Origin of the sequence: Aureispira anguillae (genome assembly GCF_026000115.1) — a bacterium.
Lineage (GTDB): Bacteria > Bacteroidota > Bacteroidia > Chitinophagales > Saprospiraceae > Aureispira > Aureispira anguillae.
Window position 1 is genome coordinate 1,857,398 of the sequence record NZ_AP026867.1, and the last position, 13,167, is coordinate 1,870,564.

Consider the following 13,167-nt stretch of genomic DNA (forward strand, 5'->3'; position numbering starts at 1 on the left):
TTTAAAGGACTAGTAATCTCGTCCAGATTTAATAAAATAAATAGTCCAGTTATGTTGCCTTATAAAAACCTTATCGTTATAAACCGAAAAAATGCACAAGCTATTTACTTGCAAATAGCAGAGGCATTGGTGCAATTGATTCAGCAAGGAAAGTTAGCCGCAAGTACCAAATTGCCTGGATCAAGAGCCTTGAGTAAACTATTGGAAGTGCATAGAAATACGGTTACCACTGCTTATGAGGAGTTAGAAGCACAGGGTTGGGTAGAAATTCTTCCAAAGAGAGGTGTTTTTGTTCATGCTAAAATACCCCTGCTAAAAAAACAAACATTAGGCAGGGCAGCGGATAAAACTACTGCTACCATTGGTTATTCACTGGAGCCTTTGGATTTTATTGATCCTGTTTGTGCGATGCCGCCACATCGTTTACAATTTAACGACGGTGTACCAGATGTACGTTTAGCTCCTTTGGCTTTATTAGGACGAGCCTATCGATCTGTCATACAGCGTTCTACTTTTCGAAAAGACTTAACTTATGGCAATCCATTAGGAGAACAAACATTAAGATTAGCCTTATTAGAACACCTCCAAAATACAAGGGGAATTGCAATGGAGTTAGATCATATCCTAATTTCTAGAGGGTCCGTTATGGGGATCTATATGGTTGCGCAGGCCTTGTTAAAAAAGGGAGATGTTGTTGTTGTTGGAAAATTAAATTATACAACGGGTAATATGATGTTTCAGCATTTGGGAGCAAGGTTGGAACGAATCAATGTAGATGAGCATGGGATTGTGGTAGATGAATTGGAAATATTATGCCAGCAAATGCCCGTTCGCATGGTTTATGTGGCTTCGCATCATCATCATCCTACAACGGTAACATTAAGTATTGATCGAAGACTTAAATTGTTAGCCTTGGCAGAGGTGTATCATTTTGCGATTATAGAGGACGATTACGATTATGATTTTCATTATCAAAGAAATCCTATCTTACCATTGGCAAGCATAGACCAATTGAAGCATGTGATTTATATTGGATCACTTAGTAAAGTAATTGCTCCTGCTTTTCGGGTTGGTTTTGTGGTTGCTCATCCCGATTTGATTCAGAAAATGGGAAACCTAAGAAGAATTATAGATCGGCAGGGTGACTTCCCACTAGAAAAGGCAATTGCTGAGTTATTCCATACAGGAGATATTCAACGACATATTCGAAAATCACTCTTCATTTACGAACAAAGAAGAAACCGATTGAGCGATTTGTTAAAGACCCATTTAGGCGACTGTGTTCAGTTTCAAAAACCTAAAGGAGGGATGGCAATTTGGACTATTTTTGATCCACAGATTGAACTTAAGAAAACAAGCCAGAAAGCATTAAAAAATGGTTTGTTCTTTTCGGACGGAGAGAGTTATACCGTTAACACTCCTCATTTAAAGGCAACTCGATTGGGGTTTGCTTCGTTGAGCTTAGAGGAATTGGAGGCTGCTGTTTTGATACTCAAAAAATCAATTACAACAACGTAGTAGGACGATGTAATTTGACTTGTATAACCGTCGCAATAGATAAGGCTTTATTTTTGGCATTATTCGCTACTTTTCCCTCAAAAAGTTCATCAACTGTTGCTACAAAAAGAAACAGCCAACGTTCAAAATGTACTGCTTTAAGTGGGACTTTTTGGTGTAAGTCCAAATGTGTCTTTAAAACATTGTGTTTATAGCCATTGGGAGTTAATAAAATATTTTCCCAGAAATCAAACAAGCGAGGAAAGTGCTGTGTTAGATCAATTTGAGCAACAGTTGTAAAAATGAAACCAATTTGTTCATCCTGCAATGCCTTTTCGTAGAAGGTGCGAACGAGAAGCTCTATATCTGCTCGGTTTTGTATATCTTGTTTCATAGGCAAAATATTATTGAGGAACCTCTAATTCCATCCTCAGCAGATGGCTAGAAAAATTTTTTCCGAGGGTATCTACTCGCAAAGAACGAGAAGCGCCGCCATCCAAGGCTTCATAGCAAACAAAATTGAGTGCCTCTAAAGCGTCCCACTCATAACGAATCACCTTTCCTTTGATAAGCGCCCCAAAGTGTGTTTTGACTTTTTCTGCGGTTAAATACTCTTTTAGCAGTTTGTAATTTTGAGGATTATTTGCCAAGACACCTATGTTACAAATGTCATTTTTGTCGCCAGAGCGAGCGGCAGCAATATCAATGAGTCGTATTTTTTTCATGTTATTAATATTAATACAAGGTGATGGTAGGATTTACATAAGTTCTAGGAATAAGTGTTGGAAATAAGCCCAAACGCAATGAGGCTGCTTTTCCCCAATTCATACTTGCTGCCATACCAGGAGGGCCGTTTAACCCCAAACAAACAATGGATTGGATCAATAACTTGCCTACTTTTTTATCTTGATGTCTAAAGGCAATGCGTACTCCAATTTCATTCATCGTATCAATTAGCTCTTGGGGCAATGCAGGAGCGGCAGATTCGTGAATGCCATTAATACCTAGGTAATTAATGCGTAATTCATCGTATTGAAAGGGGAGGGTTGCCCAAGTTTCTTTAACTGCTTCAACAAATGCTTTTGCCTTTTCATAGGCATAGGGATACGAAAAATAAAAAAGCTGTTCGGTCATGTAACCTTCTAGCTGTCCAATACAAAGTTTTAGCATTTCGGGGCGAGGATTGCCTTTGGCATTTTCTACCCGTACTTGATTGGGAGCAAGCTCCGTTACTTTTATTTGGGTGAAATCGACGGTTACATCAGGCGTGATATAAGCCTGAGGGTTATGAATTTCATATACGAGTTGTTCTCGAATGGTATTACGGCTAACCTTACCGCCCTGTTGTTCTAGCTTGGTAATCACAGCACTTCCATCCTGTTCTACATGGGCAATAGGATAACCTAAGTGGCTAAATTTATAAGCTCGACCAAGCCATTCCGAATAAGCATTTCCTCCAGAAGCTTGCCCACCACATTCTAAAATATGCCCTACCATAATGCCATTGGCCAATTTATTTAAATCTTCGGAGGTCGTAGCGTCCAATTTCCAATCAAATTCATGGGCTAAAATACCAAGAGCCAAGCAAGGGTCTGCAACTCGTCCAGCCAAAATAATATCTGCACCCTGCGCCAAGGCATCTTTAATGCACTGCGCTCCAATATAAACATTGGCATGGGTCACTGGAAGGGGAGAGTCGGCATAAGGAAGCCCTGTATCGAGATTGAGCAAAGGCAAACCATCTGATTTGAAGCGTTCTAAGGCATCTAGCATATCATCTCCATCAATTGCTGCAATTTTAGCGGTTGTAATACCTTGTTGCGCCAAGATTGCTTTAACTTTTTTTGCGGCACTATGAGGGTTTAAGCCACCAGAATCGGTAACTACTTTTATGCCTTTAGCGAGGGTAATCGGAAAAAGTTTTGCAGCGTGAAACTCTATATCCCTAGCATAACCTAAGTTGGGATCTTTGAGTTTGTCTTTTTGCAAAATAGATAGGGTTAACTCTGCCAAGGCATCGTGCATCAAATAATCAGCAGCCCCTGCTTTGGCTACGGCAATTGCCCCCATAGGGCTATCTCCATAAAAGCCTTGGGTACCTGCGATTCGAACGATCTTTTTTTTCATGTTTAATATTTATATAACAACTATTCTCCAGACCAATTGGGTAAGCGTTTTTCTTTGAATGCGTTAATTCCTTCCTTGGCATCTTTGGTTTGTATTAATTCCATCAGTCGTTGATGCAAGAATTTGTGTTGTTCTTGGCTAGGGATAGATTTCATTTCCTGAACGGTTTGCAGACCAAGACGAATGGCCGTAGGCGAGTTTTGACAAATCGTATCTACTAAAACGTCAACCGTATGCTCCAAGTCTTGATCCAGCACTAAATGGGTCACAAGTCCTGCTTCATAAGCAGATTGAGCAGACCAACTCCCACCATGAATGCACCAATTCAGAGCCGTTCGCTCTGGCATAATGCGGAGTAAACTAGCCATAACCTGAAAGGGCCAGATGCCTCGCTTAACCTCTGATAAGGTAAAGGTACTAGATCCTACTGCAACAACATGAGTACAGCCTGCTAATAAAAGAAAACCACCTGCATAAACAGGTTTAGCAACTTTGGCAATACAGGGTTTATGCAAATTATTAAAAAGATCCCCTAAAATAATTTTTTGGTTTTCAATCGGAATCGTTGAGCCCGAATGTTCGTCTTTTTGCCCCATAAACGTTTTTAAATCTGCCCCTGCACAAAAAATATTTCCTACTGCCCCCAAAGTAACGACCCAAATGTGGTTGTTGTGTTGCGCATAGGAAATCGCAAAAGCCAATTCTCTAAGGAGCACTTCATTTAAAGCGTTTTTTTGTTGAGGGCGGTTGAGGGTAATATGGAGGCTATGTGCTTTTTCTTCGAGGATTAAATAGGCAAAAGTCTGTTGGTGAATATCTTGGGTTTGTGCTGGAGTATAAATCATAGTATAAGCTTTTATATCATCTCATTACCCCGCTAGAAACCACGTAAAACCGAGCTTTGCGAACTCATGAGTGGGAACGAACCGACTTTAGAGCGCCCATAAGCGCTAGCACACTAGAACCTAGCAGCGTAGTATTAATCATCTGTTACAAGATAGTTAAAAATAGCTATTCTACTAACAATTTTTAGATTCAATTGTTTGCAGTTTTATTAATGATTAAAAAGTTACCTCATTCAAAAAAAGTAAAGATATGAACAAGTTATTTGTGGGAATTACGCTATTGATTACGGTTGTTGTTTTAATTGCTTGCCAATCAAAAAGTAATGCTGTGCATCAAGGAATGGAAGCAGCCATTGGTACTGTTGAGGCATTGGATTCTAATGGCGTTGGAAAAATTATAAAAACAGAAGAAGAGTGGAAAAAAGTGCTTAGTTCTGAACAATATCGTATTTTACGGGAGAAAGGAACAGAACGTGCTTTTACGGGAAAGTATTGGGACAACAAAGCGAAGGGCATCTATTCTTGTGCCGCTTGTCAATTGCCTTTGTTTGATGCGGAGACTAAATTTAAATCAGGAACAGGTTGGCCAAGCTTTTATCAGCCAATTGGAACACCAAACGTAACAGAACACAAGGATAACAGTTATGGTATGGTTCGAACAGAAGTAACTTGTGGTCGTTGTGATGGACATTTGGGGCATGTATTTGATGATGGACCAGCACCTACAGGTTTGCGGTATTGCATCAATTCTGAATCCTTGAGTTTTAAATCAAAAGGAAAGTAGAGTTGATCTCTATTTATTATTACTACTGCGTGGTAGCTTATTGGGTAAACTAAGAATCAAGTTTTTAAATACCAAATGATAGCCACCCAATCACTTATTCTAATGCATTTATTACAACGACTAGTTATTTTTCTGATGTTAATACAATTCGCAACTGCCTGCAAAAATTTAAAAAAAATGTTGCCAGAGGGACCTGCTCTAACCGAAAAGGAGCGGCAAGAAACACTAGCACAGCCTAAGCACAACATTGATTATAAAGGAGCCCCTTTGGTTCAATTTCCAATTTTACCCCTTCAAGTTTGGGCAGCTACTTATGAATTAGATCTTATTTTGGTGTCTCAGAATCCCGATTGGAATATGCATGAATATGCCAAGTTAGAGACCCCAGATGGGGATTTGTGGGTTATGAAAGATGCAGAAGAGGGTTCTTTGGATCAATATATTGTTACGGATTTGGCAAACGTAGATGCTTGGCTTCCTGAATTGCCTGTTGTGCGGAAATCTTACCCTGTTAAAGTCGTAGACAATAGTACCAATAAAATGCTAGACATGTCTTTTTCTTATGAAAATATAAAAGGGCAGAAGGTAGAAGCTTGGTATCAAGGTAAACGCCCAAAAACAGCGCTCAAAAAAAAGAATGGTTCTACAATGGGACATTCGAGAAATCAGTTGTTGGTGGCTTTAGATTTACCTTATCGTGATTTTGGCAAAAAAGCGGGTATCTCTTACGATGGCAAACCATACAAAATGAATAAATTGCTGGGTTTGGTACCTTTTCAGATGGCCTTGACTCAAACGCAGGGAGGGGCAAGTTCTGGTGTCTTTGAGATGGCGGTAAGAGACGAAGGAATTTTGACAACGGCTCATCCTGCTCAGGGAAAGCCTACCATTCAAGATTGGACGGTTCAGGTGCTTGATGACAAAACAATTGTGCAACAAAAAAATAATTTTAGGACATTGTGTTATGAGTTTGAGGGAACTGAAAGTCTGGCGTTAAAAGTGGCTTATGTGCAGCAATGGAATAAAAAAGAAAAGGGTGTCCGCTTAGAATTTTCTCCTGCTTTGCCCGACTTAAGACGCCCCTTTGATGGAGCATATACCTCTACCTTTGTAATGGATATTGCAGGACAAAATAACAATGCAACAGGGACGGTAACAGCCAGTTGGAAAGAAGGGAAAGCTCAGTTAATCGTTAACCCAACTCAGCCTTGGTGGGTTGTTGATCGTCCTATGAAAACAAGCATTGATTATCAAGAAGGAAAAGCGTTAATTGAGATCGAAATGTTGCCAGATCCTACGAAATAGGCAATAGAATCTATTGTATCTGTTTTATATAAGTAAATTGATGTAACGTTTGATAGACTTTGAGTTATAGATGTATAAAATGTTTATTTTTATAAAATATAAAGTCTCAACAATGAAATATCTACGATTCTTTTTTTTGCTTATTGCTTTTTATTCTTGTACAACGCCAAAAAACAAAATTTCTTATACAATTTTATCAGGAACGATCAAAGCACCCACATCAGACTCCTTGTATTTGTATAGCCACCTTAATGAGTTGGAACGGATTATTACTTTAGATAAAGAGCACCATTTTAGAGATACAATTACTGGGCTTGAAGGTTATTATTATTTGATACAGAACAAGAGGAAAGCGGTTGAAATTTTTCTAAAACCAGCCTTTGATTTGGATCTTGTTTATGACCCCGAAATGACAGAGAACGTTACTTTCAAAGGAAAAGGTGCTGTCGAAAACAATTACCTTCGATCCAAAGTTAAGATAGAACAAAAGCTGATTCAATCCTTGAATCAGGAAGAGGAGCGTGAAGAAAAAGTTGTAAGGCTTAGCAATGCTTTGGAAAATGGGCACATTAGCCACCTAAACGGAGTTAAAGATAATATAGATAAAGATTTTGAATATTTAGAAACTCAGAGAATAGATCTTTCAAAACGGTTAAGGTTAGCTAGCTTTAAAAAAAAGGCAATGTCGAAATCCAATTTAGCGATATCTGATAGCTTTTCAGACCCTTTTGAAGGAGTTGGACGTTTGTTGGAGAACGAAAAATTACTACTACTGCCGAATTACTTGCCCTATATTGTGAGTAACTATATTGCTCAGCACTATAAGTGTTGCTATAAAGGAGGAGATTTGTATATCTGGTATATTCAAACAATGGACAGCTTAATTCAGCATCCTAAGATTAAGGACGAAGCGATTTTTTACTGGAAAAATATAATGTTCCCCTTTCTGGCAGATGTTGAAGAAAAGGAGGGGATAATTAAGGCGATTCAACCTATTTTATCTAATATAGAATACAAACAAAAATTAGAAGAGGAACTTAAAAAATTAAAGAAAAACAGGAAAGGTGCTGTAGTTGAACCGTTTGAACTTTACGATGAAAATAACAATTTAATTTCTCTTCAAAGCCTGAGGGGGAAACTTGTATACATCGATATTTGGGCAACATGGTGTGGGCCTTGCAAAAAACAAATACCTCACTTAGAGCAGTTGCAAAAAAAATTTGAAGGACAGGACATTTACTTTGTAAGCATTAGTTACAACGACAATAAAAAGAAGTGGAAAAAAATGGTGACAGAGGAGAATATGGGAGGAATTCAATTGTTTGCTCCAGATAGCGAAATTCCTTTTCTGAAAAATTTAGCCATCAATGGAATCCCACGGTTTGTTTTACTTGATAAAGAAGGGAAAATCTTGGAGGCTAAAGCCAAGTCGCCTTCAAATCCAGAGATAATACCTTACTTAGAACAATATTTGAAAAGAGAGGGGACAAAAGAATGATGGTTATAATCATTTTTTTGAAAGAATACTTTAGAAGTACGGTAATTTTAAGGCGTTCAGCCGCACCAATAAAAGGTGGTGAAGCGATGAAAACAACTTCGTTATAATAATTTATTTTCATCGCTTCAACGTTATGTCAAATCAAAACGCACTATTGTTTTATAAAAGGACTACTGACCTGCCCTTTTTGAGTTTCTAGTTGCAGAAGATAAGCTCCAGCGGGCAAATCTGTAATATTTAATTGCTTGCTTGGAGAATAGCTTTTTATCCTTTTTCCTGAATAATCTAAAACGTGGATTGCCTCAATAATTAAATTGGGGGCATCTATGGTCAATTCGTCAGCGCTAGGGTTCGGAAACGTATGAATTTGAGCGGCAGCCTTAGGAAGTAAATTTACACCAACATTTGTAATCACAACCTCCGTAATATCTCCATAAGGAACAGCGCCAGTATAACTATCAAACGTATGCCTTTTAGCCATTGTACTTGTTGCGGTATTATAAGTAAAAACAATCCCATCCGTGCTATTTCCTGCATTGCCACCAGAAGTAGTCATACCGAATAAAGTACCATTTCGATTTTCAATTAAGCTGCCTTCAGGGTTACTACCATAATTTCCACCCCAATTAGTTCCTGATTGAAATGAAATCTTAACTAAATAAGTATCAGAGGTAATGTCATATTCAAAAAGAACGCCCTGTAAGCTAAATCCCCCTTCCTGAGCCATGCCATACAATCTACCATTGCTAGCTTGGATAAGATGCCCATGTGGGAATTTTCCATCATATTGCCCATAGTTGATTATTTTTCGATAAGTATTGGTACTTAAGTCGTACTCAAAGAGCACCCCGACATTGTTGCTGCCGCCATATTTAGTCATGCCATATAATTTGCCATTATCGGCTTCCAGTAGACTTCCTTGGGGCGAAGCACCATTATTGCCATCAAAATCCAGTTTTTTTACAAGTGTATTCGTTGCTATATCATATTCAAAAATGATTCCCTTGTCATTGTTTCCACCCCGAGAAGTCATACCATATAGTTTACCATTACTAGCAGCCATCAAATTTCCTTTAGGAACTGCTCCTAAATTACTATTTGCTAGATTAAAATCTATTTTTTTGAGAAAGGTATTATTACTAGGATTATATTCAAAAAGAACCCCTACATTATTTGTTCCTCCAGCCGAGGTCATGCCATATAACTTGCCATTATTGGCTTCTAACAAACTCCCCAAAGGAACAGCGCCATTATTCCCATCCAAATCAACTTGTTTGATATAGGTATTGGAAGATAAATCAAATTTAAATAGCACTCCCTTGTTTTGACTGCCTCCAGCAGAAGTCATTCCATAGAGGTTGCCATCGCTTGCTTGAGTTAGGCTTCCATGAGGCGCCATCCCCGAAGTAGCCGCTCCAAAATCAAACTCTTTGGCATAGGTATCGGCAATCGGATCGTAACTAAATAATATCCCTTTTCCATGTGCGCCAGCTTCTAAGGTCATGGCATAAATTTTACCATTACTAGCCATTGTCATGGGGCCGATGGCATGGGTAGAATTAATGTTGGTTATTAAATCCCGTTTTTTGGTATAAGTATTGGTTGTGAAATCATATTCAAAAATAACTCCCTGATCGTGAGTGCCCCCCAATGGTGTCTCTCCATAGAGTTTTCCATTGGAAGCCTCCACTAATCTTCCAGCGGGAAAAGCTCCTTTGTTTGTTCCATCAAAATCTATTTTTTTGGTATAAACACCAAAAGGCAGCGAATATTCAAAGAGAACACCTTTGTTATGTATTCCGCCCTTGAAGGTTACGCCGTACAAATTGCCATTACTGGCCAACACTAAACTACCTTTGGGGCTGTGCCCTGGAGCTAGTGAGCCAGCTGAAAAAGCGACCTTGTGTGTATAAGTACTTGTTGTTAAATCATATTCAAAAAGAGTTCCACGACTATAAGCTCCTCCATTATAGGTTAGTCCAAATAATTTTCCATTGCCAGCATCAACTAAATCACCATATGGATGGGTTCCAGCAGCTAGATGCTCTACAATTGTACAAACGTCTGATGAGAGGTTACATTTAAAAATCGTGCCTGCACTATAAGTACCTCCAGTAGAAGTCATTCCATACAACAATCCATTACTAGCTTCAATAAAAGACCCCTTAGGGTAAGATCCTTGAACGCCTATAAAATCTTTTAACTTCGTAAAAACACCTGTTGTTAGGTTGTACTTAAACGCAACTCCTTGATTGTGTATTCCCCCAGAATAGGTCATTCCATACAACAGCCCATTACTAGCCTGAACAAGTCCTCCTTCTGGATGGGCTCCCATGTGATAGCCATTAAAATCTAATATTTTAGTGACAATTTTGGTGTTGGGGTCGTATTCAAAAATAATACCTTTTTCGTGTATTCCGCCCCCTTGAGTCATACCATATAACTTTCCATTACTGGCTTCACATAATAAGCCTTTTCTTAGGGCACCTTCGGCATCCGCCTCAAAAGTATGAACGACCGATTGAGTATAGGCATAAATGTTTTGCCCAAAAGGGGTGGTGTGTTCTTCCATTTTGAAAATAACTCCAGCATCCGTACTGCCATGAGAGGTCATGCCCCAATATTCGTAAGTTTTTTGCGCTTTTGTGGTTGTAGAAAATAAAATAGTACTATAAATAACGAATGATAGTATGGAATAGAGTCTCATAAGTGTTTTTTTATTAATTGTGAATTGATAAATTTAAGGCAATTAATAAAAATGAACAAGCCTACTTTACGAAAGAAGCATTCTTTCTGATGAATAAGGTAAATGAGGAAATAAAGGTAGATAGTGTGTGGTAAATTTATGAAAAGACCGTTTTAAGAATTGCTAATACATAAGCATTATTTCATCTAGTGCTCTAATTTTTTAAACATTCATTGATCGATTGCGTCAATATTTTTTCAATTTTCTTGCTTGCCTTTTCTGGATCTGTTGCTCCACCAGCTGTGATTTTATGAATTTTTCCCGATTTATCAACGACAATTGTAGTAGGAAAACCCCATCCGTTTTTAAAGACATTAAATATTGTTTCCTCTGAGTTAGGAATAATTTCAAAGTTTAGCTCATAATTGGGGAGAAAGTCTTCTTCAAGCACCTGTTTGCTATCTGTTGTGAACGAGATAAATAGCACATCCTTTCTTTTTTTGTAGTTTTCGACAACTTTGTTAAGCCCATCTAATTCAGCAATACATGGAGCACAAGCCATAAACCAAAGATTGATGACCACGACTTTATTTTTGATTGATTGAGGAGTTATTTTTTTTCCCTCATAGGTTACTTCCTCAAAAAGTGGTATTTTTTCTCCTATCATGCATTCTTGGCTCTCAAAATAGCCCAAACTTCGGCACTCTTCCATTGATTTTTTATAATCATTTTGTCCAAAAGTTACGAATACCAATAATAAATTTAGGGTTATAATAAAGGTCGCCTTTTTCATATTGTTGTTGTTTGTTTTGTATAATAGCTTGTTTGTGTGGTGGTATATGAATGGCGTGCAAAACTAAATTAGATTTTTTTAGAACCAAATTGGTACTTTTATAGTGTTTTATAAAAACCTTAAGATTTTGAAGGGGGCTTGCAACAATTGAGTAAATGATGTTAGGCAGATGTTAACTTAGCTTCCATTATTTTATCTATTGCTTAAAATGACACTCCGTTGTTTTTATAGAGTGCTGTTAAAAGCTGTTTCTATTTTTTCTTAATGGAGAAATCCTAAATTGAACTTGTAATTGTAAGGCATGTTGTTGCAAAATGGCAAAGTTAGCTAGGGTAGGCAATAAACCGTAGTGGTATTTTAATTCTGCTCGAATTCCACAAGCCGAGAACGGAATATCCACACCTACAAAAAGCCCTAATCCAACTTCTCCTGCATATCGTTTATAATTTTTAGGCGCAACAAGAATAGCCGTTCCAAAGTCAGTAGGATGGGTAGAAATAAAGGCATCATTTTGGTTCATCAAAATTCCTCTGGTTAGTTCTGTTCCCCAATAAGGCTTAATTTTTCCAAAAGGATAATGGTAACCTAACGATAAACCCAAATTCAGATAATGTTGTTCAAAGCGAGTCTCAGAGATTTCAGAATAAGCCCCTTTGAGACTGTAAGAACTGCTAATGCCTAAAAAAAATGTATTTCTGATGAATGGAGGATAATAATAGAGAGATAAACCAAAAGGAGTTCCAACTAAAGGTTGAGGATCTTCCATGCTTTTCCACCAACCTGAGCGACGATAAGTGACCATTTCGGTAGAGACATAACTAATACCTGCTCCAAAGACAATTTGCAAATTCCCTTTGTCCTTCCATGCAGCAGACTCGTGTAGAATTTTTTCGCCAAGACAACGACTTGATTTTGTGAAAAAGTTAGCAATAGCCCCAATCGTAAAACCTAAGTTATCTAGTTTATTTTGGGTTGCATCTTTACAGTCTTTAAAACAAATTTTTAGAAGGCCAATGTATTTCTTATTTACATAAACAAAATTAGAACCATTTACCTCCTTATTTTTTACTTCTCGAATTAACTCCTTAAGCTTTATCTCTGGCGTTTGGATAAATAATCTTCGATTGCTGTCAATTGGTTTGTAAAAAAATAAAGTGCGCTTAGGCGTTTCTACCAATACCTCTGCAAAGACATTCTGAATGGTATCCGTTATGGTGGTAGAATCAAGCCTTGGTAGCGTAATTTGTTTAAAAATTCGATTTAAGTTTTCAAATTTGAATTCTTTAATCTCTGAGGGATAATAAACCGTTTTTTTTGTTTGGTCACTGCTTAAAAAGGTAATTTGTTGGCATAGGCTTTTGTTTAGACTATACTTTATATAGCCTTTTATTTTTTCTCCTTGTTTTTTTATAATGTATCCTTTCTCATATTTTGATTGACAAATTATAGAAAGAGGGATGAATAACAGCAGTAAAAGGGTTAATGTTTTAGAGTACATTTTTTGATTAAGGTGTTTAGTGTTTTTTTATTTTAAGTGAATTTAAGAATGGATAGGAAATTAAAAAAATAAATATTGATAATCTATCAATTTTCATTTGTTATATTTTATACTTTTTTATCAAACAGATTAAA

11 protein-coding genes are annotated in these 13,167 nt (G+C 37.5%); 4 read left to right on the forward strand and 7 right to left on the reverse strand.

Features of this window, described 5'->3' with window-relative positions; all coding sequences use genetic code 11:
• The first annotated feature begins 51 nt into the window (after positions 1 to 51).
• Entirely contained in the window at positions 52 to 1,518 is a 1,467-nt protein-coding gene (gene pdxR / locus AsAng_RS06960) for a MocR-like pyridoxine biosynthesis transcription factor PdxR (protein ID WP_264792075.1), read from the forward strand.
• Here pdxR and AsAng_RS06965 read toward each other — a convergent pair.
• Genes AsAng_RS06965 through AsAng_RS06980 form a run of 4 tightly spaced genes read right to left on the reverse strand, consistent with a single transcriptional unit; the run spans position 1,505 to position 4,469 of the window.
• Entirely contained in the window at positions 1,505 to 1,891 is a 387-nt protein-coding gene (locus AsAng_RS06965; RefSeq protein WP_264792076.1) for a group III truncated hemoglobin, read from the reverse strand. The two genes, pdxR and AsAng_RS06965, sit on opposite strands and share 14 nt — an antisense overlap.
• Before the next feature lie 10 nt (positions 1,892 to 1,901).
• Positions 1,902 to 2,222, reverse strand: coding sequence for an AtuA-related protein (locus AsAng_RS06970; RefSeq protein ID WP_264792077.1), 321 nt, complete (start codon positions 2,220 to 2,222; stop codon positions 1,902 to 1,904).
• A gap of 10 nt (positions 2,223 to 2,232) precedes the next feature.
• Positions 2,233 to 3,624: an acyclic terpene utilization AtuA family protein gene (locus AsAng_RS06975; RefSeq protein ID WP_264792078.1), complete on the reverse strand. Its 1,392-nt coding sequence runs from the start codon at positions 3,622 to 3,624 to the stop codon at positions 2,233 to 2,235.
• Positions 3,625 to 3,644: 20 nt separating this feature from the next.
• Complete coding sequence (locus AsAng_RS06980) at positions 3,645 to 4,469, reverse strand: enoyl-CoA hydratase-related protein (protein WP_264792079.1); 825 nt, start codon at positions 4,467 to 4,469, stop codon at positions 3,645 to 3,647.
• Positions 4,470 to 4,719: 250 nt separating this feature from the next.
• Here AsAng_RS06980 and msrB point away from each other — a divergent pair, with 250 nt between their 5' ends.
• From msrB to AsAng_RS06995, 3 genes are all read left to right on the forward strand, one after another.
• Positions 4,720 to 5,253: a peptide-methionine (R)-S-oxide reductase MsrB gene (msrB, locus tag AsAng_RS06985; RefSeq protein WP_264792080.1), complete on the forward strand. Its 534-nt coding sequence runs from the start codon at positions 4,720 to 4,722 to the stop codon at positions 5,251 to 5,253.
• 177 nt (positions 5,254 to 5,430) lie between these two features.
• Positions 5,431 to 6,558, forward strand: coding sequence for a hypothetical protein (locus AsAng_RS06990; protein ID WP_264792081.1), 1,128 nt, complete (start codon positions 5,431 to 5,433; stop codon positions 6,556 to 6,558).
• A gap of 112 nt (positions 6,559 to 6,670) precedes the next feature.
• A complete protein-coding gene (locus tag AsAng_RS06995) occupies positions 6,671 to 8,056 on the forward strand; it encodes a TlpA family protein disulfide reductase (RefSeq protein WP_264792082.1) in 1,386 nt (461 codons plus the stop codon).
• 151 nt (positions 8,057 to 8,207) lie between these two features.
• On the opposite strand, the gene AsAng_RS07000 is transcribed toward AsAng_RS06995, so the two are convergent.
• The 3 genes from AsAng_RS07000 to AsAng_RS07010 form a co-directional block, all read right to left on the reverse strand.
• Positions 8,208 to 10,763, reverse strand: a complete 2,556-nt coding sequence (locus AsAng_RS07000; RefSeq protein WP_264792083.1) for a choice-of-anchor tandem repeat GloVer-containing protein — start codon at positions 10,761 to 10,763, stop codon at positions 8,208 to 8,210.
• Between the two features lie 193 nt (positions 10,764 to 10,956).
• Positions 10,957 to 11,535, reverse strand: coding sequence for a TlpA family protein disulfide reductase (locus tag AsAng_RS07005; protein ID WP_264792084.1), 579 nt, complete (start codon positions 11,533 to 11,535; stop codon positions 10,957 to 10,959).
• A gap of 238 nt (positions 11,536 to 11,773) precedes the next feature.
• A complete protein-coding gene (locus AsAng_RS07010; protein WP_264792085.1) occupies positions 11,774 to 13,033 on the reverse strand; it encodes a hypothetical protein in 1,260 nt (419 codons plus the stop codon).
• Between the last annotated feature and the right edge of the window lie 134 nt (positions 13,034 to 13,167).